Raw genomic sequence first — 23,551 nt, forward strand, 5'->3', positions numbered from 1 at the left:
ATGACGGCTAATTGACTCTTTTTTCTTAGCTGTTTTTGGATGGTAAAACCTTTTAACCCCTTCTTTCTTGGGTAAGTTTAAAGGGGTGGGATGACAGGGCCCCTTTAACCGATGACACCCACTCCGCTGAAAATGCTCCTTTGGCCGAAAGGAGGCTTGAGAGGGGAGGTTTGGGTTGCGAACCGATGAGGAGTGTCATCCCTCCTGATCTCGAGATGATGACATTATCCCCACCCGAGGTGGTCCAATGCTGGGCTTTTTGAAGAGGAAGAAAACCTACGGGCCCTTCGTTTACCTGAGCGAGCCCACCTTCCTCTACCACACCAGAACCGAGAGGGCAATCGTTGAAATTATCAAAGAAAAACTGAACTCCAACAACATCCTCGTGCCCTCGAAATATGGCCTGAGGGACACGAGCGACAGGATTAGGGATGCTGAATACTTCGTTGCCGTCGCCCCCCTCGGGAAGTTCACGTCCCTCGTTGGAAGGGAAGTTAAGCTCGCACAGGAACTCGGCGTTAAAATCTTCACCCTGCTCATAGCGAGGAAGGGGGATGAGCTCGTCTATCTCTGGGTTGAAGGAGTTCCCGAGGACGTCGAATGGCTCTCGCCGGAAGAGACGATGGAGTTCACCAAGACTTTTCTCAACAGCGAGTTCATGGACTACCTGAGAAGGGGCCTGTTCTTGGGTTCTAGAAAAAGGGAGTGGTAATCGGGAAACAGTTATTTACGCCTACATTTTACCTTCCACGGGTGGTCAAAATGGTGAAGATTCCCAAGAGCCATCCACGCTACTGGAGCCTCTACTACCGCGAGAAAATCATCGAGGGCATGGAGAAGGGAATGACGGCCAAAGCCGGTCTAATCGCCCACGGGCGCGGGGAGGCCTTTGACTACCTCATCGGTGAGAAAACGATAGAGCCAGCGGAAAGAGCCATAAGGGCAGCGGTTGCCAAGTTCCTGCTCGCGGAGTGGCCCGTAATCTCGGTGAACGGTAACGTCGCGGCGCTCGTTCCAAAGGAGACGATTGAGCTGGCGAAGGCCCTCAACGCGAAGCTTGAGATAAACCTCTTCTACAGAACGGAGGAGCGCGTTAGAGCCATAGAGCGGGAGCTCCGGAAGTACGACCCGAACATCGAAATACTCGGGATAAACCCGACGAAGAGGATTCCCGGCCTTGAGCACGAGCGCGGGAAGGTCGACGAAAATGGCATCTGGAGGGCCGACGTCGTTCTCGTCCCGCTCGAGGACGGCGACAGGACGGAAGCGCTCGTGAAGATGGGCAAGTTCGTGGTTACGGTTGACCTGAACCCCCTCTCACGCTCCGCGAGGATGGCTGATATAACGATAGTTGACAACATAGTCCGTGCATACCCGAGAATGGTTGAGCTGGCAAAGGAGATGCGGAACCTCCCAAGGGAAAAGCTCAGGAAGATAGTTGAGTCCTATGACAACGGGAAAACGCTGAGCGACGTCCTGCTCCACATAAGGAACAGACTAACTGAGCTCGCCGAAGAAGGAATCTGGAGAAGGAAGGAGCTTTAAAGTTCCCTCTCCGTTTTTTCAACGAGCTTTCTCAAGTTGGCTATGAGTTCTGACTCGCTTGAGGCCTTGGAAACCACGAGAGGAACCCTTTCACGCTCGGCCAGTTTAACAGCGAGCTCATCGAGCCTCTTGACCCCGTGAAGGACTATGACGGCCGGCTTCAACCCCTGGACTCGGACTGCTATCATGGGGCTCCTCCCTGTGGTCACCTTCGTGAAAACCAGGGCCCTCTCGGTAGTCCAGCCGTAGAGCTTGAGGAACTCCTCACTGCTCATCTCAAGGATTGCCCTTATGCTGTCAACGACGGTATAGCCGTAGATTCTCCGCTCGATGAGGTGTGGATTCGCCACGACCTCGCCACGGACGGCCTCAACGACGTCTGAAATCTTCACCGGAACCGCGAACTCCCTTATGTCGAGTATCGCACTCGTGGGGAGCTCCCCTTCGATGGTCTTGCTGAAGGCCCTTATGACGTTGCCACCGCGCCTCTCGTCGATTTCAAGAAGGGCCTCCACAAACTTCCTTATAGTTGAGGCGCCGGGGCTCTTTCTCCTTCCACCCTCGTAATCGCTGATGACCGAGGAAGAGACGCCGAGGTATTCAGCAAGCTCGGTCTGGCTGATTCCAAAGATTTCGCGCCATTTTCTCATTGTTTTCCCGGGGTCAGAGGAGAGCGTTATCTCACCCGCAATCCTCTTAGCGAGCGCTTCCTTCTCTTTCTCCAGCATGCCCGTTACTACTCGTAATAGATTATAAGCCTTTCGGCAATTGCTGAAACCCCACTCCGGTTTTTAGGCAAGCTTTACCAAAGCTCGTAGCTCTTATCTACTGGCTCGAATTGAGGAGATTTTGCTCGTAAAATCACGCTTTCCAAAGGGGAACACTCTTAAACAGCATATTCAAAGGAGTCTATTTTTCTTTGACGCCCTTCGGACCCTCTTCAGAGTGAAACACTCACGAACAAGCTTTTGGAAAAAGCTTGACCGAAGAAACTTTGCTTAGCAAAGTTTCATCAAAGTTCGTGATTCTTTTAATGGGGGTGTTTTGAGAGTGTTTGCGCTTTTAATGGGCTCTTGTAGTGTGGCGAATTCCTAAATTTTGGAAGCTTTCTCACGCGGGTTTACATTTTCCCGCGCTCCGAAGGAGCGCTTCTTAGAGAAACACCTTTAGAGTGGCTCCTTTTGAAGGGAATTCTTTGAGAGCACTGTCTTTTGAGAGTGCAAACTCCTTAGAATTACCTTTTAGACAAGAATCACGAGCCTTGGTCAAACTTCGCGCAGGCGAAGTTTGTGTGGTGCGGTGGCCGGGATTTGAACCCGGGTCACCGGCTTGGAAGGCCGGTGTCCTAGACCAGGCTAGACTACCACCGCACAGAAAGTGGTGGGGCGAGGGGGATTTGAACCCCCGACACCCGGATCTTCAGTCCGGCGCTCTCCCAGGCTGAGCTACCGCCCCACGCCCAAAGATAAGGGAAAGGAAGAGATTTATAAATCTTGCGGTGGCGAATGAACATGTATGCACATCAAATCTTCGGCTCGACGGCGTAAACGGTTCTGTCCTCTCCTATGCCCTCAATGAGACCGCGGTGCCTCCTGACACAGCTCTCGCACTGACCGCAATGTATAGGCTTTCCGTCCTCTGTGAAGCCCTTCGGCATGTAGCAGGAGTTGGAGTACTCGTATTTCGCGTCCAGCTCCTTGAGGAGCTTCGCTATGCCCCTCTTGTCGAGGTCTATGAGCGGGGCAACAACCTTAACCTCGGCCATAGTCCCGTATTTTAGAGCCTCGTTCATCTTCTCAACGAACTCGGGCGTGTTGTCCGGAAAGGTTGTCCCTTCCTCTGCGTTAAAGCCCACCACTATGTCCCCGCCTCCAAGGGCATCGAGGAGAGAAGCGGCAACGCTTATGAGAACGAGGTTCCTCGCTGGAACCCACACGCTCTTTGCGGTTTCCTGGGCAACGTTCTCGTCCTCAAGCTCCTCGGCGCTCACCCTTGGAGTCTCTCCTCCAACGAGCGTCGTTCCGCGAAGCTTTGAGAACTCCTCGAGGAAGTCGAGGCGAACTATCTTCAGCGGGACGTTCAGTTCCTTCGAGAAGAACTCCGCAACTCTGTTCGTAACGCGCTCCTCGTTGCTCCCGTAGTTGATGACGAGCATCATAACCTCGTCGTAGTGCTTCCTTGCCCAGTATAGGCAGGCCGTGCTGTCAAGCCCTCCCGAAAACAGCACCACCGCGCGCTTCATTCCAACTCCTCCGGAAGCAGTTTAATTCCAACTTCCCTTGCACGGTTTCTAAGCTTTTTGTCGTAGCTCGCGAGGGTTCCGACTTCCTTGGCCATAGCGAGGATTACAGAGTCGTTGTAGTGCTTGAGACCGAGGTTTCCAAAGAGCTCGAAGGCCGATAGTAGGTACCTCCTGTCGTCCACGAGGGCAACCCTTTCGTTAAGGAGGATTTTGGAGAGCGTTCTTTCGGCTTCCTGAGCAGAGATCCCCGCGACGGCAAGGTTCCACACAAATTCGTACACCACGATTGTCGGCAAGACGATTCTGTCCAGAGAATTTATAATGCCCCTCGCCTCTTCGTATCTCTCGGAGCTCCTGTTAACGGAGTAAAGGAGCACGTTCGTATCAACTACCGCTACCCCTCCCATCTGGACGCCTCCTTGAGCATCTTTTCGGTGTTTTCCTCGATTTCCTCGGGCGTGAAATCCCTGCCGAGGTCAATGCTCGGCCACTCCATCTCGGCTTTTCTTATGACTATCTCGTCCCCCCTCAGCTCGACGGTGAGGTATTCACCCTGCTTTATGCCCAAAGCTTTTCTAATCTCGGCCGGAATCGTTATCTGGTAGTTCCGCGTCACCTTCGTTACCGGCATAGTAGTTCACCATAGTATAGTAGAATTTCCTCCTATAAAGCTCTTCTGGCCAGAAGGAGTAGGGACAAAACAGAATGCAGAAATAAAACTTCACTCAAGGGCAAGACCAACTATCTCCTCCACGCTCGAAAAGCCCTCGCTTTCGAGGTAGGCTTCGATGCCCTCGTTGATTTCCCTGAAGACCTTCCAGCCCCTGAGCGAGACCGCCGTCCCAATCTGAAGCGCCGATGCACCAGCGAGGAGGAACTCAACGGCGTCCTGCCACATGGTTATTCCGCCGATGCCTATCACTGGAATGTCAAGAACCTTCGCGAGGTCGTAAACCGCTCTAAGCGCGACAGGCTTAACGCCGGGCCCCGAGTATCCGCCGACACGGTTGCTGAGGATTGGTTTCCTTGCGTAGATGTCAATGGCTATCGCCTTCAGCGTGTTTATCGCCGAGACTGCATCTGCACCGGCTTTCTCCGCCGCCAGACCGAGCTTTGTAATATCGTCTATGTTCGGCGTTAGTTTCGCGATAACCGGCTTATCGGTGGCGTCCTTGACGGCTTTCACCACCTCGTAGACGTTCTCCGGGTTCTGGCCGATTTCCATGCCATAACCTTTGGCGTGGGGGCAGCTGAGGTTCAGCTCGAAGGCATCTGCCACGTCGCTCAGCTTTTCAGCTAAGAAGGCAAACTCCTCGGGCGTTCCGCCAAAGATTGAGACTATCAGCGGAAAGTCAAAGGTGTAGCCCTCAACCATCTCGAGGAAGCCCTTCCAGCCCGGGTTCGGCAGACCCATCGCGTTTATCAAACCACAGGGAAGTTCAACTATGGTGGGGTTGTCGTAGCCCTTCCTCGGCTCGATTCCGATTGATTTCGTAACGACTCCTCCAGCACCTTCCTCGTGCGCTCGAATCCACTGCTCCGGAACCTTGTCGTTGATTCCCGATGCGAGAATAAGCGGGTTCTCGAACCTTATCCCGAAGAGCTCAACCTCAAGGCTCGCCATCTTGACACCTCAAAGGCAAAAGGAGCGGTTTGCTATTAAGGTTTTTGTCAGAATTTAAGTGGCGGCGGGCGCGCCCGGGGGTGGGAACCCTCCGCCGCGCCCCTCCACCGGGGCTCCCTCACCCCCGCTACCCCGGGAGCGCCGAACGTCCCGCCTACCGCTGCTCCCTTCCGGGCCTGGCGGGGTTCGGCGGGCAAAGGGCGTTAGCCCGGCCCTCCAGCCGGACCTCGCCCACCGCCGGCCCCCCGGGACGAGGGCTCATCGTTATACCCCGGCTTCGGGGCGCGGTTTTGGGAACCGCCCCCCGGGCTTCGGCCCCGGCATATCGGCGGTTTCCGGTTACAGGGGACGCCGAACCCCCCGGCCTAGCCCGCCGCCAACGTTAGTTTTTGAGCCCGATATATAAAGCTTTGGTAGGCGGGAAAACCAAAGGTTGCCCACCATCGGATTGAAAAATTTTCATAAACAAAGCTGAGCATCAATGCATAGGTGACGTTTAATGCGCCTAAATGAACATCCTGTTCTCAGGTTTGAACGCGGTAGGGAGGTCACGATATACTTCGAGGGACAACCGATAAAGGCATACGAAGGCGAGACGATAGCCACAGCTTTACACGCCGCGGGGATTAGGGTCCTCAACTATTCTCCAAACAAAAAGCGTCCGAGGGGGCTCTTCTGCGCCATCGGCAAGTGCTCCTCCTGCCTGATGGTCGTCAATGGAATCCCAAACGTTCGCTCCTGCATAACTCTGGTCGAGGACGGCATGAGGATAGAGCGCCAGCACGGAAGGTCCAGGCTCCCAACTAAGGCCAAGCCGCCGGAATTCAAGGATGCGAAGGTAGTTAAGGCCGATATCATCGTCATAGGCGGCGGTCCTGCGGGGTTGATGGCGGCGATTCATGCTTCACGCGCCGGAGCAAAAGTCGTCCTCATAGACGAGAACCCTAGGCTCGGCGGCCAGCTTGTCAAGCAGACCCACAAGTTCTTCGGAAAGAGGGAACAGTTCGCGGGAGTCAGAGGGGTTGAGATAGCGAAAATCCTTGAGAAGGAGTTGAGGAAGAGCGAGAACGCTGAGGTTTTTCTCGAAACCTCTGCCGTCGGCATCTTTCAGGAGGGCGAAGAGAAGCTTGTCTTGGCCGTCAGAAAGGAGCGCGAGCTGATAGAGTTCAGGGGAAGGGCAGTTATCGTCGCCACCGGCGCGATGGAGAGGATGATTCCCTTCGAAAACAACGATTTGCCCGGGGTTTACGGCGCTGGTGCAATCCAGACGCTCATGAACACCTACGGCGTCAAGCCCGGCGATAGGGTTCTCATCGTTGGGGCTGGAAACGTTGGGCTTATCCTCGCCTACCAGCTCATTCAGGCGGGCGTCGAGGTGAAGGCGATAGTTGAGGCCATGCCCAAAGTTGGAGGCTACTTCGTCCACGCGGCGAAGGTCAGAAGGCTTGGAGTTCCGATACTCACGAGGCACACCATCCTCCGGGCCGAAGGAAGGGAAAAGGTCGAGAGGGCCGTTGTGGCCCAGCTCGACGAGAACTGGATGCCGATTACGGGAACAGAGAAGACCTTCGAGGTTGACGTCATAGCACTCGCCGTTGGCCTGAGGCCCAGCATCGAACTGCTCCACCAGGCCGGCTGTCAGATAAAGTTCGTCCGCGAGCTCGGTGGCCACGTGGCAGTTCGCGACGGGTGGATGGAGACAACAGTCAGGGGAATCTTCGTGGCGGGGGATTCCGCCGGAATAGAGGAGGCAACCACCGCGATGCTCGAGGGGAAGATAGCGGGCATAGCCGCAGCTCTCAGGCTCGGAATAGCGGACGAGAGCTGGGTTGAGGAGATAGAGAAGGCCCAGCGTGACCTCGACGAGTTCCGCTCCGGTCCCTTCGGAAGACGCGTGGCCGAGGGGATTAGGAAGGCTCTTCTCGGAGGTGTCGCCGGTGAGTGAAATCCCCTCTTACCTTCAGAGGGGATACATAACCCCGGAGGAACTCTTCTCAATAATTCCGAAGCCGAGCGAGGAGAGGCTTAGAGAGAGGCCCGTCGCAGTTCCTGAGTGCCCGCAGGAGATACCGTGCGCCCCGTGCAGGGAGATATGTCCGACGGGCGCTATAAACATGCCCACCCCGAACGACCTGCCAATAGTCGACTACGACAAGTGCATCGGCTGCTCCCTCTGTGTCCAGATTTGCCCGGGTCTGGCCTTCTTTATGGTGCACTACGTCGGCGATAAGGCGAGGATTACGATGCCCCACGAGCTCCTTCCGATTCCGGAGCGCGGAGAAGAGGTAGTTCTGCTCAACAGGGTCGGCGAGCCCGTTGGCAAGGGGAAAGTAATCACAGTTGTCCCGAGGGAGAAAACGAAGGGTGACACGCCAATTATCACGGTCGAGGTGCCTATAGAGCTGGCGTGGGATGTCAGGGCAGTTAAGGTAGTGAGAGAATGAAAATCCGACACATTCAGACAGGAGAGCGGTTGAAAAGCGAGGCTTTTAGGGCAGTTCGCAGTCTTACCGCGCCCGAAGGGCGCATTCCACGTGCGAAGGCTCAAGGAGAGGCTTTGAGTTACGCTCTCACTCACGCCAGAGCGAGTTTGAGAGTAAAAGCTTTTCCGCCAGCGCTTTCCTCAGAAAGGGCCGAACGGAGGGGATGATATGGCGGGAAAGACGATTGTATGCCGGTGCAACGACGTTACCGTAGAGGAAATCGAAGCGCTCATCGATTCCGGCGTTACGGACATCGAGGAAATCAAAAGGCTCCTCCGCGTCGGCATGGGACCGTGCCAGGGGAGGACGTGCATTCCAATCGTAATCTCAATCCTCGCGAGGAAGACAGGGAAGAAGCCGGAGGAAATCGCGCCCCCGAAGGCGAGGGTTCCGGTTCGGCCCGTCCGCGTTGAGGTCATCGTGGGTGGTGCCGATGAGTAAAATAGCCATCATCGGTGGCGGAATAATAGGAGTCGCAACGGCCTACGAGCTGGCGAAGCTCGGCGAGGAGGTGGTTCTCTTCGAGAAGAACTACTTCGGCTCGGGCTCGACCTTCCGCTGTGCCACGGGAATACGCGCCCAGTTCACGGACGAGGCGAACATCAGGTTAATGAAGTACTCCGTCGAGCGGTGGGAGAGACTTGAGGAAGAGCTTGGGGCGGATATAGGCTTCAACCAGACGGGTTACCTGTTTTTAGCGACGAGTGAGGACGAGGTCGAGGCGTTCAAGGCCAACATAAAGCTCCAGAACAAATTCGGCGTTCCGACTAGGCTCATTGATATGGACGAGGGGAAGGAAATAGTGCCAATCCTCAACACCGAGCCGTTTTTGGCGGGAGCGTGGAACCCAAAGGACGCCAAGGCGAACCCCTTCAAGACGCTCTTCGCCTATCTGCGGAGGGCGAGGGAGCTTGGCGTTGACGCGCGCGAGCACACAGAGGTCGTTGGACTTGAGCGCGAGGGGGACACCATAACAGCGGTCAAGTTCAGGAGCAAAGGGAAGGTTGAGCGCGTTAAGGTTGACGCAGTTCTAAACGCCTGCAATGCCTGGGCGCCTCTAATCAACGGGATGGCGGGCTTAAAGCGTGACCTTGTCCCGATTAAGGCCTACAAGCACCAGCTCGTCAAGACCGAACCGCTTGAGAGGGGGCAGGCAGAGCCTTTAGTGTGCCCGCCGAGCTGGAACGACGCCTACATAATCCAGGACGGCGAGGACGGCGGAATCATCTGCGGTGCAGGAATAGAGCACGAGGCGAAGAGTTTGGACGACGTTGAGCCGACCTACGACTTCCTGCGCGGGGTTCTCCGATACGCTGTGAGAATCGCCCCTCCGCTCCGCTACGCTCACGTTGTAAGGCAGTGGGCCGGCTACTACGCCAAAACTCCCGACAGCAACCCTGCAATCGGGAAGCTCTTGGACAACTTCTACATCGCGGCGGGCTTCTCTGGCCACGGCTTCATGATGGCGCCGGCCGTTGCCCAGGCCATGGCCGAGCTAATCTCGAAGGGCCGCTCGAAGGTTCCCCTCGATTGGGAGTGGTACGACCCGTACCGCTTCGAGCGCGGTGAGCTGAGAAGCTCGGCGTTCCAGATTGGGTAAGCCGTTCCTTACTTTTTTTGCTTGTTCTTTAACATCCCTCCGTCAAGAAAAAGGTTATAAATCGAGCCGATTAGCACCGTGAGGGTCGTCATGAGAATCGTCTTCGATATAGGTGGCTCTGTTCTCGTTCCCGAAGACCCGGACGTCGAGTTCATCAAGGCGATAGCGTACGAACTCATCAAGATAAGCGAGGACCACGAGGTGGCGGTGGTAGTCGGCGGTGGAAAGGTAGCGCGCAAGTACATCAAGGCCGCGAAGACCTTCACGCCCAACGAGACCTTCAAGGACTACATAGGAATCCACATCACGAGAGCGAACGCAATGCTCCTGATAGCGGCGCTCGGCGAGAAAGCGTATCCCTTCGTCATTCAGGACTTTCGCAAGGCGTGGGAGGTCATCCAGCTCAAGAAGATACCAATAATGGGCGGAACCCATCCCGGCCACACGACAGACGCGGTCTCGGCTCTCCTCGCCGAGTACCTTCAGGCCGACCTTCTGGTCGTCGTAACCAACGTTGATGGAGTCTACGACTCCGACCCGAGGAAGAATCCAAACGCGAAGAAGCTCGACAGGATAACCCCTGAACAGCTCGTCGAGATTGCAATGGAGGCCGAGAGCAAAGCCGGCGGAAGCGGTGTCGTCGATGCATTGGCGGCGAAGTTCATCCAGCGTGGGCGGATAAGGACGTACATTGTCGGCAAGAAGGACGCCTATCATCTCTTCGACGTGGTCAGAGGAAAGCACAGCGGGACCGTGGTGGAGCCTTGAAGCCTTTCTTTTGATTTTGGTTGCTGAATAATCTTTGCTAAGCCAAAAAGCTTTTATATTCAGGACGAGTAATATGCGACCATGTGCAAGATGGCACATTTTGAGAACTGCGACCCTGAAACGGCCGACCAAGAGTACTGTATTTTCCATAAGCCAACCAAGAATGAGGAAGAGGCGAGAGAGTTTTACAATAAGTTTGTGTTGAAGTTCTTTGGGTATAAACTCCCTTGGAACGAAGGGTGGGTCTTTGCAGGACCAATAGATGCAAAGGGGTTTGTTTTTCCAGAGATTCCTTCAAAAACCAAGACTGGGAAAGAATTCACTTTTGAAAATGTTGTATTTGAAAGTATGGCACTATTTGATAAAGCAATATTTGAGGGAAGGGCTGATTTTTGTGATTCCAAGTTTAATGGATCCTCCAAGTATCGCACATCTTTCAACGAAACTATTTTCAAGAAAAGAGTCTCCTTTTCAGGGGCGCATTTTAGTGAGGTGTATTTTATTAAAACATCATTCAAGGGGAGGGCATATTTTGATAACAGTATTTTTGAATATTTCTCTTTTGTAGATGTGATTTTCAATGAAACAGCAAAGTTTGATAATACTAAGTTTATTGGCAAGTTATATCGTCTTGATAATACCAGACTTCAGTTTCTCAGACCTGATTTGACACAGGGAGGCGAATACTACAAGAGGACATTTAAAGCAGAATTTATGAAAAGTGTTTCTTTTGAAAGCGTGTTTTCCTCTGTTATCATTGACTTCTCCCAGTCAGTATTCCACGACTATGTACGTTATAACAACGCCTGTTTTGTTTATGGATTGGAATGTCATCAATGTAAGTTTAATGGTACTGTTACAGGATACTTCACCAAATTCCAGACGTATATGCCATTTATTATTAAACTAGATATCAAAGATCCACATCCATATTTCGAGACACTAAGTACGAATTTTGACCATTCAGTTTTCAAAGAAACGGCTATGTTTATAGGTGCTGAATTTGGAAGAGTTGTCTTTAACTTTGCTGTCTTTGAGAGGGGAGCGAGCTTTAATAATGCAACGTTTCATGATGAAGCTCGATTCAGGGAAACAAAATTTAGAGCGCCAGTTGAGTTTCATAATGCAGTATTTGTAGGGGATGCTAAATTTGAATCAACATTTTTTGAGAGCATCGCAGAGTTTCCGAAAGCGATATTCCTAAAGAGATCAAAGCTTTTAAAAGAGTGTATTTGGTAGTAGAGCAGATTTTAGAAAGGTCTTTTTCAATAAGGATGCTATCTTTCGGGAGGTTGCATTTAATCAGGTAGTAGATTTTTCTGAAATGCAGGACAAAGAAGACATTTCTAAAAAGGTTCCTGCGGGGGTGGATGTAAATACACTGAACTACGAGTATAAGTTCGGAGGAGACATTGATTTTTCATATACCTCAGTTAATATAGTTAAACTGATTTCACCTCCACAATCAACGAAGTCTACGAGAGATTTACTTTCAAATCTAAACCAACAATTTAATAGGATATTTAAAATTCCAACTGCCATTCCAGAAGCAGCTCGTATTCAGAGAATCAGTTTTGAAAAAGAAGGAAGAAGAGAAGAGGCGGATATCATGTTTATTTTCGAGATGCGTACTAAAAGAAAGCTAAGACTTGCTGAAGCAGAGTCAAGAGGAAAATTAGAGCAACTTTGGATAAAGATACTAAACTTATTTGAATGGCTCTTTGGGGACTTATCATCGGAATATGGGACTAGTGGACAAAGAATATTTTGGAATGTTATATTAACTATTGGAATATTTGGCATCATATATTGGCTCACTATAGTGAGTTACAGCTGGGATAGAATACCTTGGTGGTTAAACATTGGAATATTTCTGACTTTAGGCATAATATCGTATTTCGGTCATTTGGCCTATTCAGGAAAATTTGAAGATGTTGTGTCTCTTAAACAATTAATAAAACCGCCAGTTGATATGAAAATCCGAGTTACAATTACCACATTACTACTATATGCTCTATTTGTTGGTCATCAATATGTTAGCAGTCACTTCATCTCCTCAAAGTGGCAGGTACTAGCTCCCGCTAGGATACTCCTAAACAATACGCCTATAGGAATTACCGAACAGCAACCGTACGGAAGTTGGTTCGGAACATTCCTCAACGCCCTCTACTACTCCCTAGTCACCTTCACAACCCTTGGCTACGGCGACATGCACCCTACCGGTTGGCTCAAGGCTTTAAGCGCCCTTGAAGCCTTAACCGGAGCCGTCTTCATGGCACTCATCGTCGCGGTGATAGCGAGGAAGTGGATGCGCTGACTCAACCCTTTTATATTCTTCCGCGTATTCAGAAGTGGTGAGAGCATGGAAGCAGACCCAATAAACGTTCTCCTCTACGATATCCGCGAGATGAAGAAGCGACTTGACGAGATGGAGAAAGCCCTTCTGATGCTCAAGGCAAAGTTAGTTGAAGAGGAAGAGGGGGAAAGCCCGGGGGAGATAGAAGCCCTCGAAAAGGAAGCACTTGAAGACGGAAAGGACTGGGAAGAACTGAAGAGGGAGCTCGGCTTATGAGTTTTAAGGTAATCATCGGTAAAAGGGCTGAGAAGGGAATACGAAGTCTTCCCCCAGCTCATTTAAAGCGTTTTGCGGAACTCGTCGAGACGCTGAAAATCAACCCCGTCCCAGTTGAGAGCTTTGACGTCAAAAAGATGCGTGGTTCTGAGAGGGCTTACCGAGTTAGACTTGGCAATTACAGGGTTCTTTACACAGTCCGCTGGGATGAAGACACCATTGTTATTTTGAAGGTCGAACCCCGCGAAAGGGCCTATCGCTGACAACCTAAGGTTAAAGCCAACTTTTTATACCTCCTCTCCCTTCTCAAGCTGGTGGTGCTGATGAAAATCGTCGTTATCGGTTCTGGAACGGCAGGAAGCAACTTCGCCCTCTTCATGAGGAAGCTCGACAGGAAGGCGGAGATAGTTGTCATCGGGAAGGAGGAGACCATGCAGTACTCACCCTGTGCCCTGCCCCACGTCATCAGCGGGACGATAGAGAAGCCCGAGGACGTCATCGTCTTCCCGAACGAGTTCTACGAAAAGCAGAAGATAAAGCTCATGCTCAACACCGAAGCAAAGGCGATAGACCGCGAGAGGAAAGTCGTAATCACCGACAAAGGAGAGGTTCCCTACGACAAGCTCGTTCTGGCAGTTGGTTCCAAAGCGTTTATCCCGCCGATAAAGGGCGTTGAGAACGAGGGAGTGTTCACCCTCAAGAGCCTCGACGACGTGAGGAGGATTAAAGCTTACATCACCGATAGGAAGCCAAAGAGGGCAGTCGTCATCGGCGCGGGTCTAATCGGCCTCGAGGGGGCTGAGGCCTTCGCGAGGCTCGGAATGGAGGTTCTCGTCGTCGAGCTTATGGACAGGCTAATGCCGACGATGCTCGACAAAGATACCGCGAAGCTCGTCCAGAAGGAGATGGAAGCGAACGGCGTCTCCTTCCGCTTCGGCGTTGGGGTTAGCGAGATAATCGGCAGTCCCGTCGAGGCGGTTAGAATAGGCGACGAGGAAGTTCCGGCCGAGCTGGTTCTCGTTGCGACAGGCGTTAGGGCCAACACAGACCTCGCCAAAGAAGCCGGGCTGGAGGTGAACCGCGGGATAGTGGTCAACGAGCACCTCCAGACGAGCGACCCGGACATCTACGCGATAGGCGACTGCGCCGAGGTTGTAGATGCGGTAACGGGCAAGAGAACCTTAAGCCAGCTTGGAACGAGCGCGGTTAGAATGGCGAAGGTGGCAGCGGAGCACATAGCAGGAAGGGATGTCTCCTTCAGGCCCGTCTTCAACACGGCCATAACCGAGCTCTTCGGCCTTGAGATAGGGACCTTTGGGATAACGGAGGAAAGAGCGAAGAAAGAGGGAATCGAAGTAGCGGTCGGCAAGTTCAAAGGCTCAACGAAGCCCGAGTACTACCCCGGCGGAAAGCCGATAACTGTGAAGCTGATTTTCAGGAAGTCGGACAGGAAGCTCGTCGGCGCGCAGATAGTCGGCGGTGAGAGGGTTTGGGGCAGGATAATGACGCTCTCGGCTTTAGCTCAGAAGGGTGCGACCGTTGAGGACGTAGTTTACCTTGAGACCGCCTACGCCCCGCCAATAAGCCCGACGATAGACCCGATTACCGTTGCCGGGGAGATGGCGTTGAGGAAGTTCCGCTGAGCCCATTTCAACAACTTTTTAAAGTCAGTTTTTCTAACCTTTTTGGGTGATTGAATGAAACGTCGCCTCATCGTTCTCCTTTTAATCGTTGTCATTGCCTCGGGGTGCATCTCGGGGGAAAGCGGAAGACCGACAAAAACGTCCCCAACTCCAACCACCACACTCCTGCCCGCGGGAGAGCCAAGGAACTACACCCAAGAAGAGCTCCTCCAGAATCTTGAAAGGATAACGTTTCTTAGGTTCTGGGAGGAAACAACAGGCGTTACAGTAGTCATAATCGGAAACGCAAACCAGACGATGGAGATAAAGGGCAGTAAAGTAGGCTACGTTGACATTGCCAGCAGGAGGACAGAGGTAAACTCCACCGCCACGGTGGGTTCATCAATTATTAAATCGAGAATCATTGTGACCAACGAAAGCGCTTACTTCGAGTTCGCGGGCAGGGGCGAGAACCTGACCGAGCCAGAGGCCGTTGAGAAGCTCTGGGAATCCACCAACGTCCTTGAAGTAGTGAGAAGGTATCTAACGGAGCTTGAACCCTTCAAGGTGGACTTCGTGAACGGCACTCAGGAGTTCTACTACAACGTCACCAATACAATGATGCTCGGCGAAGTTCCCGGAATCGAGGGAAGTGGAAACGTCGCCATTAACGGAACCGCGATTCTGAGGTTCAGGGGAGGATACCCCGTTGAGGTCGTCTTTAGATACACCCTCAAAACAGTTTCAGAGCAGGGAGGCGTGAGGATTACTAACATTGTAACCGCGGTCGAACGGATAGAGCTCCAAGAAATCAAAACCGGGAAAGGGACTTAAGGCACCGTTCCTTTTCTTTCTCGGGGGTGGGTATGAACCGCGTGAAGGTAAGCAAGCTCATGGCCTACATTCTCAGACACTCGCCGGGAGAGTTCGGGCTGAGGCCTGACAGAGAGGGTTTCGTCCCGCTGGACGAGCTCGTTAGGGCACTTCAAACCGTCTATCCCGACGTTACCGAGGAGCTCGTTAGGGAGATAGTTGAGAGGGACTCCAAGGGGCGCTACGAGATTAAAGGCGGAAAAATCCGCGCCCGCTACGGCCACAGCTTTCCAGTCTCTTTGAACCATGAGGAGGACACGGAATCAAGGGTTCTCTACCACGGAACGCCGAGGAGGAACCTCGGGAGGATTATGCGCGAAGGCCTTAAGCCGATGAAGAGGCAGTTCGTCCACCTCAGCACGAGCAGGAGCGAAGCAATCGAAACGGGCAGGAGGCACGGGAGGGACGTGGTTCTGCTAATCATAGATGCGGACTGCCTGAGGAGGAAGGGACTAAAAATCTACAAAGCCGGAAAGAACGTGAGGATTGTTGAGAGAGTCCCGCCCGAGTGCATCACCCTGGCAGTCTGAGGGCCAAAACGAATGCCAGCCCGAGGGGAACCAGCGTGCTCATGAAGTTCAGCTGGAAGCTTATCCCCGAGAGGTAGCCCCCAATCAAAGGCCCGACGACCCAGCCGAGGCTCATCATGGCGTTTAACAAACCCATCCCTTGGGCCCTCTCGCTCACCCTGACGTTCTGCGCCACGTATGCTGAAGTAGAGTTTATTGTCAGAACCCACTTGACGCCTGAGAGGAAGGCTATTCCAAAGACGAGCCAGACGTTTCTAACGAGGGCGTAGAGCAGGAAAGCTAAACCGTAGCCCGCTATCGCAACCAGGTAGAACTTCTTGGCTCCATACCTGTCTATCAGCTTTCCTAGGAAGTAGCCAGTCAAAGCAGCGGCGAAGCTCTCGATGCCGAAGATTACGCCAACACTCCACTCGCCGAAGGTCTCCTTGAAGTAAACGGAGGAAACGCCGTAGAACTGCCCGCTCGCTATCATAACGAGGAAGACCGTGACGTAGAAGAGTCCAAGGTGCCCGCGCATGAGCCTCTTGAAAGCCGAGCCCTTAACGGTTGCCCTCCAGCTCTCCCTACCCTCCTGCACGAGAATCATACCGAGGAGGGAGCGCCTCCCCGTCGGGCGCTCGCGGATTAGGAGGACTATCCCAGCCGAGACGAATAGGAGAAAGCCGGAAATCAGGAAGAGCTTCCTGATGCCGAAATAGCGGACTATCGCGGAGCCGAGGAAGTTGCCCACCATGAAGCCGGCGTTTTCAATTGAGTTGAAGAGGCCGAATATCGAGCCCGCCCTCGTGGAGAGCTCTGAAATCAGCGCGGAGTGGGCAGGGGTCATTGCCGAACCGAAAATCCCCTGGAGTGTTCTGAGGATTAGAACGCCGGTTGCCGAGCTAACGAAGGCCATCGTAACGTAGAAGATGCCTATAGATGCCACGCCGAAGGCTATGAAGCCCTTCCTGTTGCCGGTCGAGTCGGAAAGCCAGCCGAAGGGGTACTGAAAGACCGTCGAGGTCAGGTTGAAGGCCACGCTCAAAAGGCCGACCATGAACATGCTCGCGCCGAGGAGGCGCATGTAGACGCCAAGGTATGGAAAGGCCATTCCAAAGGCGACGTTGGCTATGAACATGGCTATTGCCAGGATTACGACGTTCCTCCGCTTAACCCTCAGCTTATTGAGCTTGAGCGTTTTCTCGCGCTTTCCCTGGGTGACAACGAGTTCTCGCTTGCTCATCGCTGGAAGAACCGGCGAGGGACTTATAAAATTTCCGTCGAAATGATAAGAAAAAGGTGGAAATTATGGGCAATCAGCCCATCTGAAGAGCCTGCCCGCGGAGTTCACCGCGCTCGAAGCGGTACGGGTCGTACCACTCGACCGGCAGGTCGGTTCTGCCCTTGGTAATCAGGTCCGCCACCATCTCGGCCACCGCTGGAGCCATCATGAAGCCGTGTCCGCTGAAGCCGGCGGCAATGTAGTAGTCGCTCAGCTCCTCGATTTTTCCTATGGCTGGATTGCTGTCGGGAGTTTTGGCGTAGTAGCCGGCCCAGGTTCTCAATATTAGGAGCTCCCTCAAAGCGGGGATAATCTTGGTGAAGTAGTAGCTCACCTCGCGGAGGAACTCGTACGTTGGATTGAGGTCGTAGGTTGGCCCGAGCTCGTAGCCGACCCCACCGACGACGCCGCCGTGCGAGGTCTGGGTTAGGTATGCATGCCCGTACTTGAAGGAGATGACCATCGGCCTGATGGTTCCCTTCTTTATTGGCTGAGTTATTACCGCCTGGTGCTTGTAGGGCTCTATTGGAATCCTCACGCTTATCCCTGCCATCGCGTTGATTAGCTTGGCCCAGGCGTTGGTCGCGTTGACCACTATCCCCGTTTTTATGACCCCTCTACTCGTCTTCAGCCCCTTAATCTCGCCGTTCTCGATGATGAAGTCCTTGACCTCGGTATACTCGACGAGCTTGGCCCCAAACTCCTCGGCCTTTATCGCGAACTTTGCCGTTGATTTGAAGGGGCTCGCCTTTCCGTCCGTGGGGTTCCACGAGGCCGCTATAACCTCGCTGATGTCGAGGAGCGGGACTATCTCCTTGGCTTCCTCGGGCGTTATGAGCCTCGTCGGAACGCCGAAGCGGTTTTGTATCGCGATGTTGCGCTTGAAGGTCTCCACTTCCTCATCGTCGTAGAGCAGGAAGAGGTAGCCCGTCTGTTCGAAGGGGAAATCGTACTCCTCACTATAGCGCTTCCACAGCTCGACCGAGCGCTTCATAACCTGGACGTTGGCCTCGTCGTTGAACTGCTGTCTTATGCCCGTTCCGCAGCGGAAGGTCGAGCCCGAACCTATGAAACGCTTCTCTATGACCGTAACCTCCTCACCGCGCTTGGCCAATTCGTGCGCTATCGTAACGCCGACTATTCCTCCACCGATAATCGTTATCTCGCTCCTCTCAGGGAGTTCCTTCGTCGGCATCTTCAATCCCTCCTCGCGGGAACCTTCATCTTGACGTTCTTAATTGGCGGTCTCGCGACGGGAATGTCAAGTTTATCCATCGGCGTTCCGGTTCTCTGGGAGACCACCACTGCACCGTTGAAGAGGCAGAAGCGTCCCTGACAGAAGCCCATCGCAAGGTGGGTCAGCCTTTTGATTATCTGGAGGTCGGTGATGCCGGACTTCACCACGTCGTCGACCTTTCTTAGCGTCACGTCGCAGCCGCAGATGTGAACGTCCTCGCCGTTGAACTCATCCAACGGAAGCCTGTGGACTGGAACGGCTATCGGCTCGTAGTTCTTGAGCCTCTCCTCGTAGACGCACGGCTCGGCCTCAAAGCCGAACTCCCTGAGGATGTAAGCGCCGACGAGTCTTCCCTCGAGGTAGTTCGCGTAGTGGGGCTTTATTGAAACCGCACTGCCTGCAACGTAGATTCCCTCGCGGATTCTGTGGTTCGAGTCAATTACGGGCCTGTAGTAACCGCGCTTGAAGTACAGCCTCCCGCCGGCCTGAGTTACGGGGTTTATGTCGGGCCTCCTGCCGTCGGACATGATGACGGCATCAACATCGTAAACGTTACCGTTTGCATCTATGAGCCTCTCGACCTTCTCGTTGCCCTCAACGCGCTTCGGATTGGGCACGACAACGTACTCAATCCCCCAGCGGTCGAGCTCGGCCGTTATCTCCTCGGGAAACGCTCCAACGACGGCAACTTTTCTCCCCGGGGCCACTCCCCAGACGTTCATAACCTCGAGCGCGTCGCTCCTCCTGAAGATGCCGGGGTAGTCGTTGTTCTCGAAGAGCATGATGTTGTCAACCGCTCCGGTAGCTAAAACCACGCGCTTGGCGAGAATTTCAATCAGCTGGTCACCCCTCACTATCGGCACAAGGAAGTATTCACCCTTGTCAAAAACCCCAATGGCGACGCTCTTCAGGAAGACGCGGGTGTTCTCGGGCAAATCAGAGAGCTCATTCAGGGCCTCTTTGGGGTCTCCAAAGCCCTCCTGCTCGACGCCCTTGAGCTTTAAGTCTCCGCCGAGCCAGCCTCTCTCTTCGATTATCGCTGTCGTAAGCCTTCCGCCGATTTCCTTGACGACGCCGAGACCAGCCGGACCGGCGCCGATAACGGCCACGTCAACCACGTACTGAAGAACGGGCTTACCTTCATCAATTTCCACGTTCTCCTGGAAATCGTCGTAGCCCTGCCTTTCGAGCCTCATGCCGTCCTTTACAGCGGTTTTCCTCGCGTTGACGTTCTTGACGCCGTTGACGACCATCGGGACGGGGCCAAAGGTGAAGGCGCCCCTCCTTCTTCCCCCCGTGCTCGTCGTGAGCCAGTATATGCCGTTCGCGAGCAGGGCAACGGTAACCTTTTCTCCCTCGTATGCCTCAAGGGGTTGCCCCTCAAAGTAAATCGTGACTCTCTTAGAAGGGTCCTTTTCAGTTAGGTCGAGCGGTCTCATGCTCCCACCCCGAAAATTTTACGGCAAGCGTTCGACCTTATACACCGATGCTTATAAACGTTAGGTTGTCCAAAAATGGTTAAAAAGGAATCAGGCGAGGCCGCGCTCGATGAGGAAGTCGGCGACGTTCTCGACCTGACTCTTGGCCCTGGTCTCGGTGATGCTTTTCTTTCCGGTCTCGATGGGAACTTTCTTGAAGAGCTCCTCGTGGAGCTTCACAACGTCCTCTGGCGGCTTTGTGAATAGGCTGACGACGATTATGATGAACAGGGTAATGAAGAAGTTGATGAAGAACACAGGGACGCCGTTGAACCAGGAGCCGATTGTTCCGAAGATTCCGGGGGCGTCCGGGTTGAAGGCCCAGCCGTAGACCTTGGCCTCAAGAATGACTTCGCTGACAAGGCCATAGGCCATGCCGACGATTGCGCCTTCCTTGGTGACGCGCTTCCACCAGAGGCTCAGCACGAGAATCGGGCCGAAGCCGACCGCGAGACCGCCCCAAGCGGTCGCAACCATCTCGTAGACGACCTTGTTGCCGGTGAGCGCGAACCAGAGTCCGACGAGGGCGACAACTGCAACGACAACCCTCGATATGTTGACCATCTGTTTCTTGCCGACCTCCTTGCCGAGGACCTTGTGGTAGAAGTCCCTCGCTATGGCGGAGGAAGCGACGAGAAGCTGTGAGTCGGCGGTGCTCATGACAGCCGAGATTATACCAGCTATGACGAAGCCAGCTAACCAGCCAGGCATGAGCTCGACGGCCATCGCGGGGATTACCTTCTCAGGGTCGCTGACCTGGAGCATTCCAGCCTGGTGCATCGCGAAGCCGAGGAATCCGGCGAAGAATGCACCCCAGAGGACAATTATTGTCCAGGTCCCGCTTATGAAGATTCCAGGCCTCCTGAGCTTCCTCGGGTCCTCAACACTCATGTAGCGCGTAACTATGTGTGGCTGGCCGAGGTAACCGACTATCCAGGAGGCGTAGCCGATGGCGAATATTATCGCGGCCCAGCCGGTTGCTCCTCCGAAGGGGTCGAGCTTGGTCGGGTCTGCCTGGGCTATTATCTGGGTAGCCTTGTCAAAACCACCTATTTTGGCGAGTGCAAGGAACGGAACGATTATCAGAGTCAGGAGCATGAACATTGCCTGAACGACGTCGGTCCAGACGACCGCGAAGAAGCCGCCGGTTATGACGTAGGCAGTTAAGATTATCACAGTCAGAATTATTCCCGCGTTGTCGCTGATTCCAAAGCCCTCTGCAAACGTCTTTCCACCGGCCGTGAACTGGGCGGCAACGTAAGCGGTCATGAATATGAGGATTATCAGCGCGCTGAGGATTCTTATCATCTTTGTGTCGTCCTTGAGCCTGGCCTCGAGGTAGTCCGGAACGGTTATCGCCCTGAATTTACCGGCGTAAATTCTCAGCCTTGGTCCAATGAGCACGTAGTCTGCGAGCGTTCCAAAGAGACAGCCCACCGCAGCCCAGAATGCACCGAGACCGGCTTTGAAGGCGCTTCCCGGATAGCCGAGCATCAGCCAGCCACTGAAGTCGCTCGCCTTATCGGAGAGTGTAGCGGCCAGGACATGAACCTTTCTTCCACCCACGAAGTACTGGTCCTCGGTCTTGGTGTACTTGTTGGCCCACCAGCCGATGTAGGCCAGCAGCGCGAGGTAGAAGAGGAAGCCAATCAGTATCTCGGTGTTCATTTCCCTCCCTCCTGCTGTCTAATCAGGTCTTCGTCGTAGGCGAGAATGTCGTCGTCAACGTAGTACTCCTCACCGGTTATTCTGTCCCAAAAACCATAGAGGAGCATCGTTGCTATTCCCAAAAGGGTTGGAACCAGTAGCAATGCCCATCCACCGGCACTGAGCCCCATATTGAACCCTCCTGCATATGTATGCTGGCCAATGACCAGCACTGTATATTATTGCCAAAAAGTTATAAACCTATCGTTCAAAACTATATTTTGAATAGTTTGTGAAAAATCTGGAAGCCGAATTAGTACAAACCGTTACGGTGTTGAGCATGAACAGGGTAAAAGTCATGAGACCTATATTCCGTCCTGAAATAGAATCGAGCTTCGTTTTGTACCCATACAGGATATACCACCTCAGGCTCTACTACAAGAGGTTGGGAATGAGGGATAAGGTCTTCGACTACTTCGCCTACGTTGACCTCTACCGGCTCGGTGCCGAGAGGGGAGACAGGTTCATAGAACTCCAGGAGTGGGAGGTTGAGGAAAAGGCCGTTATGGACCCGCTAGTCGATGAAGAGGAAGCCAGAATGAAAGCCTTTGAGAGCGCTATAACCTGGGGAAACTCGCGCGTGATTTCGTGGTGGCTCCCGAGGATTGAGGTCGTTCGAGAGGAACTCGCCTACAAGGTCTTCTGGATTTTCGAAAGGAGGGGTGAGAGGTTAATCCTCGACAGCCTCGATGGAAGGGAATACAGCCTTGACGTACTGACCGGGAAGGGAAGAAGAACCTGCGAGGGGCCGTTCTGCCGTTAGCGGGCGTGAATCTCCACTATGTCTCCGTCCTCAAGCACGTGGTCGGCACCGACCCTCTGGCCAGGGAACTTGACGCTCTTGCCCCAGACCCTCGCATAGCGGAAGTTCTTGGCGAAGTCCTTGTGAATCCTCTCGGCCAAATCCATGACGGTTGAACCCTTCTTGAGGGCGACCGGAGGATAAGCCGGCTCCTCGCCGGGGCTCTTGGTGAAAACGCGGATGATTCCGGCCAAATCGTAAAGCTCGTCCTTCAGCTTGTCGAGGTTTATTTTCCTCTTGGCAGAAACTGGGACTATTTTAAAGCGGTCGCCGTAGACCTTAACGAGCCTCTCGTAGTTCTCCTTACTGCCGGGAGCGTCGCCCTTGTTGGCTATGATTATGGCTCTCCTCCAGACGAGGCTCTCGTCTATGGCATCGGCGAACTCCTCGAGCGTTACGGGCTCCTTGACGGTAATTTCAGCGGAGTGTATGCGCTCCTCGCGGAGCATCTTCATGACTTCCTGGATGTCCCCCTTTATGTTCTCCTGGCCGTTGATGACGATTCCGCCCATTGCTGTTCTCTTGATTTCGACCCTCGGCTTCCTCTTGTTGACCTTTATTCCAGCCCTCTCGAACTCCCTCAAAAGAATCTCCATCTGCTTGACCGGGTCCTGGGAGAGGTCAACGACTATCGCTATGGCATCGGCGTTCCTTATGACGCTTAAAAGCTGTGGGCCCATTCCTTTGCCTAAAGCGGCACCCTCAACGAGGCCGGGAACCTCAACGAGCTGAATTTGAACATCCTTGTGATGCATCATTCCCGGAATCGGCTGAACGGTTGTGAAGGCGTAGTCGGCAACGTCCGCATCGACGTTTGTTAAAGCCTTGAGGAGGGAGCTCTTGCCGACGTTGGGAAGACCGGCCAAAACTATCTGCGCCGCGCCCTCTTTCCTGACTGCCATTGAGGGCCCGCCACCGCCCTTCTTCATCTGCCTCTGCTTCTCGAGCTCCTTCCTGAGCTCCGCTAACTTGCGCTTTATCTGGAGCCTGAGCTTCTCGGTTCCCTTGTGCTTCGGAACCGTCGAGTACATCTTTTCAAGGGCTCGAATCTTCTCGGGAATCGTCTTTGCATTCCTGTATTCCTCCTCCGCGGCAAGGTACTCCGCTGTCACGTTCGTTGGCATTCCTGCTCACCCCCCCGGCCCGGAACTAAAAGACGAACGGCGTTTTATAAACGTATGGTTATCGAGAATCGGCAAATTTATAA

The 23,551-nt window shown here is 53.6% G+C and carries 26 protein-coding genes, 2 tRNA genes and 1 other RNA gene; 15 read left to right on the top strand and 14 right to left on the bottom strand.

What is annotated here, in order from left to right; translation table 11 throughout:
* Positions 1 to 247 precede the first annotated feature (247 nt).
* Positions 248 to 712, top strand: a complete 465-nt coding sequence (locus MVO87_RS04960; protein WP_297516616.1) for a hypothetical protein — start codon at positions 248 to 250, stop codon at positions 710 to 712.
* Between the two features lie 50 nt (positions 713 to 762).
* Entirely contained in the window at positions 763 to 1,545 is a 783-nt protein-coding gene (locus MVO87_RS04965) for a 4-phosphopantoate--beta-alanine ligase (RefSeq protein ID WP_297516614.1), read from the top strand.
* Here the strand turns inward: MVO87_RS04965 and relB are convergent.
* The 8 genes from relB to ffs form a co-directional block, all read right to left on the bottom strand.
* A complete protein-coding gene (relB, locus tag MVO87_RS04970; protein WP_297516612.1) occupies positions 1,542 to 2,273 on the bottom strand; it encodes a type II toxin-antitoxin system RelB family anti-toxin in 732 nt (243 codons plus the stop codon). The two genes, MVO87_RS04965 and relB, sit on opposite strands and share 4 nt — an antisense overlap.
* Positions 2,274 to 2,837: 564 nt before the next feature.
* A tRNA-Gly gene (locus MVO87_RS04975) sits at positions 2,838 to 2,915 on the bottom strand.
* A gap of 8 nt (positions 2,916 to 2,923) precedes the next feature.
* Positions 2,924 to 3,000: transfer RNA gene (locus MVO87_RS04980), tRNA-Phe, on the bottom strand.
* 67 nt (positions 3,001 to 3,067) lie between these two features.
* A complete protein-coding gene (gene queC / locus MVO87_RS04985; protein WP_297516610.1) occupies positions 3,068 to 3,787 on the bottom strand; it encodes a 7-cyano-7-deazaguanine synthase QueC in 720 nt (239 codons plus the stop codon).
* Positions 3,784 to 4,194, bottom strand: coding sequence for a PIN domain-containing protein (locus MVO87_RS04990; protein ID WP_297516608.1), 411 nt, complete (start codon positions 4,192 to 4,194; stop codon positions 3,784 to 3,786). Before MVO87_RS04990 ends, queC begins: the two co-directional genes overlap by 4 nt.
* Positions 4,182 to 4,418, bottom strand: a complete 237-nt coding sequence (locus MVO87_RS04995; RefSeq protein ID WP_297516606.1) for an AbrB/MazE/SpoVT family DNA-binding domain-containing protein — start codon at positions 4,416 to 4,418, stop codon at positions 4,182 to 4,184. Before MVO87_RS04995 ends, MVO87_RS04990 begins: the two co-directional genes overlap by 13 nt.
* Positions 4,419 to 4,508: 90 nt before the next feature.
* The gene (locus MVO87_RS05000; protein WP_297552443.1) at positions 4,509 to 5,411 is read right to left on the bottom strand and encodes a dihydroorotate dehydrogenase; all 903 of its coding nucleotides are present in this window, start codon (positions 5,409 to 5,411) and stop codon (positions 4,509 to 4,511) included.
* A gap of 62 nt (positions 5,412 to 5,473) precedes the next feature.
* Positions 5,474 to 5,787, bottom strand: an RNA gene (ffs, locus tag MVO87_RS05005) — signal recognition particle sRNA.
* Between the two features lie 123 nt (positions 5,788 to 5,910).
* Here ffs and MVO87_RS05010 point away from each other — a divergent pair.
* The 12 genes from MVO87_RS05010 (at position 5,911) to MVO87_RS05065 (ending at position 15,859) form a co-directional block, all read left to right on the top strand.
* Entirely contained in the window at positions 5,911 to 7,356 is a 1,446-nt protein-coding gene (locus MVO87_RS05010) for an FAD-dependent oxidoreductase (RefSeq protein WP_297552445.1), read from the top strand.
* Positions 7,349 to 7,855, top strand: a complete 507-nt coding sequence (locus tag MVO87_RS05015; protein WP_297552447.1) for a 4Fe-4S binding protein — start codon at positions 7,349 to 7,351, stop codon at positions 7,853 to 7,855. The genes MVO87_RS05010 and MVO87_RS05015 overlap by 8 nt, the downstream gene beginning before the upstream one ends.
* A gap of 207 nt (positions 7,856 to 8,062) precedes the next feature.
* On the top strand, positions 8,063 to 8,335 hold the full coding sequence (locus tag MVO87_RS05020) for a (2Fe-2S)-binding protein (RefSeq protein WP_015857979.1): 273 nt from the start codon (positions 8,063 to 8,065) through the stop codon (positions 8,333 to 8,335).
* Positions 8,328 to 9,494: an NAD(P)/FAD-dependent oxidoreductase gene (locus tag MVO87_RS05025; RefSeq protein ID WP_297552485.1), complete on the top strand. Its 1,167-nt coding sequence runs from the start codon at positions 8,328 to 8,330 to the stop codon at positions 9,492 to 9,494. The genes MVO87_RS05020 and MVO87_RS05025 overlap by 8 nt, the downstream gene beginning before the upstream one ends.
* A gap of 90 nt (positions 9,495 to 9,584) precedes the next feature.
* Complete coding sequence (pyrH, locus tag MVO87_RS05030; protein ID WP_048150627.1) at positions 9,585 to 10,262, top strand: UMP kinase; 678 nt, start codon at positions 9,585 to 9,587, stop codon at positions 10,260 to 10,262.
* 81 nt (positions 10,263 to 10,343) lie between these two features.
* Complete coding sequence (locus MVO87_RS05035; protein WP_297514403.1) at positions 10,344 to 11,501, top strand: pentapeptide repeat-containing protein; 1,158 nt, start codon at positions 10,344 to 10,346, stop codon at positions 11,499 to 11,501.
* An 85-nt stretch (positions 11,502 to 11,586) separates the two neighbouring features.
* Positions 11,587 to 12,579: a potassium channel family protein gene (locus tag MVO87_RS05040; RefSeq protein WP_297514406.1), complete on the top strand. Its 993-nt coding sequence runs from the start codon at positions 11,587 to 11,589 to the stop codon at positions 12,577 to 12,579.
* Positions 12,580 to 12,624: 45 nt separating this feature from the next.
* Positions 12,625 to 12,834 (top strand): hypothetical protein, encoded by a 210-nt coding sequence (locus MVO87_RS05045; RefSeq protein WP_297514409.1) that lies wholly within the window; start codon positions 12,625 to 12,627, stop codon positions 12,832 to 12,834.
* A complete protein-coding gene (locus tag MVO87_RS05050; protein ID WP_297514412.1) occupies positions 12,831 to 13,097 on the top strand; it encodes a type II toxin-antitoxin system RelE family toxin in 267 nt (88 codons plus the stop codon). The genes MVO87_RS05045 and MVO87_RS05050 overlap by 4 nt, the downstream gene beginning before the upstream one ends.
* Before the next feature lie 60 nt (positions 13,098 to 13,157).
* Positions 13,158 to 14,477 (top strand): NAD(P)/FAD-dependent oxidoreductase, encoded by a 1,320-nt coding sequence (locus MVO87_RS05055; protein WP_297514428.1) that lies wholly within the window; start codon positions 13,158 to 13,160, stop codon positions 14,475 to 14,477.
* A gap of 54 nt (positions 14,478 to 14,531) precedes the next feature.
* Entirely contained in the window at positions 14,532 to 15,290 is a 759-nt protein-coding gene (locus tag MVO87_RS05060) for a hypothetical protein (protein ID WP_297514414.1), read from the top strand.
* A gap of 32 nt (positions 15,291 to 15,322) precedes the next feature.
* Positions 15,323 to 15,859 (top strand): RNA 2'-phosphotransferase, encoded by a 537-nt coding sequence (locus MVO87_RS05065; protein WP_297514416.1) that lies wholly within the window; start codon positions 15,323 to 15,325, stop codon positions 15,857 to 15,859.
* Here MVO87_RS05065 and MVO87_RS05070 read toward each other — a convergent pair.
* The 5 genes from MVO87_RS05070 to MVO87_RS05090 all read right to left on the bottom strand — a co-directional run bounded on the left by MVO87_RS05070 (position 15,843) and on the right by MVO87_RS05090 (position 21,673).
* Positions 15,843 to 17,081, bottom strand: a complete 1,239-nt coding sequence (locus MVO87_RS05070) for an MFS transporter (RefSeq protein WP_297552449.1) — start codon at positions 17,079 to 17,081, stop codon at positions 15,843 to 15,845. The genes MVO87_RS05065 and MVO87_RS05070 overlap by 17 nt on opposite strands.
* Positions 17,082 to 17,154: 73 nt before the next feature.
* On the bottom strand, positions 17,155 to 18,315 hold the full coding sequence (locus tag MVO87_RS05075; RefSeq protein WP_297552450.1) for an NAD(P)/FAD-dependent oxidoreductase: 1,161 nt from the start codon (positions 18,313 to 18,315) through the stop codon (positions 17,155 to 17,157).
* A 2-nt stretch (positions 18,316 to 18,317) separates the two neighbouring features.
* Entirely contained in the window at positions 18,318 to 19,796 is a 1,479-nt protein-coding gene (locus MVO87_RS05080) for an FAD-dependent oxidoreductase (protein ID WP_297515829.1), read from the bottom strand.
* A gap of 90 nt (positions 19,797 to 19,886) precedes the next feature.
* The gene (locus MVO87_RS05085; protein WP_297552452.1) at positions 19,887 to 21,503 is read right to left on the bottom strand and encodes a sodium/proline symporter; all 1,617 of its coding nucleotides are present in this window, start codon (positions 21,501 to 21,503) and stop codon (positions 19,887 to 19,889) included.
* The gene (locus MVO87_RS05090; protein ID WP_297552454.1) at positions 21,500 to 21,673 is read right to left on the bottom strand and encodes a hypothetical protein; all 174 of its coding nucleotides are present in this window, start codon (positions 21,671 to 21,673) and stop codon (positions 21,500 to 21,502) included. Before MVO87_RS05090 ends, MVO87_RS05085 begins: the two co-directional genes overlap by 4 nt.
* A 149-nt stretch (positions 21,674 to 21,822) precedes the next feature.
* On the opposite strand from MVO87_RS05090, the gene MVO87_RS05095 reads away from it, so the two are divergent.
* On the top strand, positions 21,823 to 22,305 hold the full coding sequence (locus MVO87_RS05095) for a hypothetical protein (protein WP_297515821.1): 483 nt from the start codon (positions 21,823 to 21,825) through the stop codon (positions 22,303 to 22,305).
* Here the strand turns inward: MVO87_RS05095 and MVO87_RS05100 are convergent.
* Positions 22,302 to 23,468, bottom strand: coding sequence for an OBG GTPase family GTP-binding protein (locus tag MVO87_RS05100; RefSeq protein WP_297552455.1), 1,167 nt, complete (start codon positions 23,466 to 23,468; stop codon positions 22,302 to 22,304). The two genes, MVO87_RS05095 and MVO87_RS05100, sit on opposite strands and share 4 nt — an antisense overlap.
* Positions 23,469 to 23,551: the final 83 nt, after the last annotated feature.

This window comes from Thermococcus sp. (assembly GCF_027063845.1).
GTDB lineage: Archaea > Methanobacteriota_B > Thermococci > Thermococcales > Thermococcaceae > Thermococcus.

Excerpts from the sequence above, each read along its gene's own strand:
- pyrH (WP_048150627.1), top strand. The coding sequence starts at position 9,585 with ATGAGAATCGTCTTCGATATAGGTGGCTCTGTTCTCGTTCCCGAAGAC.
- MVO87_RS05010 (WP_297552445.1), top strand. The coding sequence starts at position 5,911 with ATGCGCCTAAATGAACATCCTGTTCTCAGGTTTGAACGCGGTAGGGAG.
- MVO87_RS04965 (WP_297516614.1), top strand. The coding sequence starts at position 763 with ATGGTGAAGATTCCCAAGAGCCATCCACGCTACTGGAGCCTCTACTAC.
- queC (WP_297516610.1), bottom strand. The coding sequence starts at position 3,787 with ATGAAGCGCGCGGTGGTGCTGTTTTCGGGAGGGCTTGACAGCACGGCC.
- MVO87_RS04960 (WP_297516616.1), top strand. The coding sequence starts at position 248 with ATGCTGGGCTTTTTGAAGAGGAAGAAAACCTACGGGCCCTTCGTTTAC.
- MVO87_RS05095 (WP_297515821.1), top strand. The coding sequence starts at position 21,823 with ATGAACAGGGTAAAAGTCATGAGACCTATATTCCGTCCTGAAATAGAA.
- MVO87_RS04990 (WP_297516608.1), bottom strand. The coding sequence starts at position 4,194 with ATGGGAGGGGTAGCGGTAGTTGATACGAACGTGCTCCTTTACTCCGTT.
- MVO87_RS05080 (WP_297515829.1), bottom strand. The coding sequence starts at position 19,796 with ATGAGACCGCTCGACCTAACTGAAAAGGACCCTTCTAAGAGAGTCACG.
- MVO87_RS05040 (WP_297514406.1), top strand. The coding sequence starts at position 11,587 with ATGCAGGACAAAGAAGACATTTCTAAAAAGGTTCCTGCGGGGGTGGAT.
- MVO87_RS05055 (WP_297514428.1), top strand. The coding sequence starts at position 13,158 with ATGAAAATCGTCGTTATCGGTTCTGGAACGGCAGGAAGCAACTTCGCC.
- MVO87_RS05075 (WP_297552450.1), bottom strand. The coding sequence starts at position 18,315 with ATGCCGACGAAGGAACTCCCTGAGAGGAGCGAGATAACGATTATCGGT.
- MVO87_RS04995 (WP_297516606.1), bottom strand. The coding sequence starts at position 4,418 with ATGCCGGTAACGAAGGTGACGCGGAACTACCAGATAACGATTCCGGCC.
- MVO87_RS05070 (WP_297552449.1), bottom strand. The coding sequence starts at position 17,081 with ATGAGCAAGCGAGAACTCGTTGTCACCCAGGGAAAGCGCGAGAAAACG.
- MVO87_RS05085 (WP_297552452.1), bottom strand. The coding sequence starts at position 21,503 with ATGAACACCGAGATACTGATTGGCTTCCTCTTCTACCTCGCGCTGCTG.
- MVO87_RS05035 (WP_297514403.1), top strand. The coding sequence starts at position 10,344 with ATGTGCAAGATGGCACATTTTGAGAACTGCGACCCTGAAACGGCCGAC.
- MVO87_RS05050 (WP_297514412.1), top strand. The coding sequence starts at position 12,831 with ATGAGTTTTAAGGTAATCATCGGTAAAAGGGCTGAGAAGGGAATACGA.
- relB (WP_297516612.1), bottom strand. The coding sequence starts at position 2,273 with ATGCTGGAGAAAGAGAAGGAAGCGCTCGCTAAGAGGATTGCGGGTGAG.
- MVO87_RS05060 (WP_297514414.1), top strand. The coding sequence starts at position 14,532 with ATGAAACGTCGCCTCATCGTTCTCCTTTTAATCGTTGTCATTGCCTCG.
- MVO87_RS05090 (WP_297552454.1), bottom strand. The coding sequence starts at position 21,673 with ATGGGGCTCAGTGCCGGTGGATGGGCATTGCTACTGGTTCCAACCCTT.
- MVO87_RS05000 (WP_297552443.1), bottom strand. The coding sequence starts at position 5,411 with ATGGCGAGCCTTGAGGTTGAGCTCTTCGGGATAAGGTTCGAGAACCCG.
- MVO87_RS05020 (WP_015857979.1), top strand. The coding sequence starts at position 8,063 with ATGGCGGGAAAGACGATTGTATGCCGGTGCAACGACGTTACCGTAGAG.
- MVO87_RS05025 (WP_297552485.1), top strand. The coding sequence starts at position 8,328 with ATGAGTAAAATAGCCATCATCGGTGGCGGAATAATAGGAGTCGCAACG.
- MVO87_RS05100 (WP_297552455.1), bottom strand. The coding sequence starts at position 23,468 with ATGCCAACGAACGTGACAGCGGAGTACCTTGCCGCGGAGGAGGAATAC.
- MVO87_RS05045 (WP_297514409.1), top strand. The coding sequence starts at position 12,625 with ATGGAAGCAGACCCAATAAACGTTCTCCTCTACGATATCCGCGAGATG.
- MVO87_RS05065 (WP_297514416.1), top strand. The coding sequence starts at position 15,323 with ATGAACCGCGTGAAGGTAAGCAAGCTCATGGCCTACATTCTCAGACAC.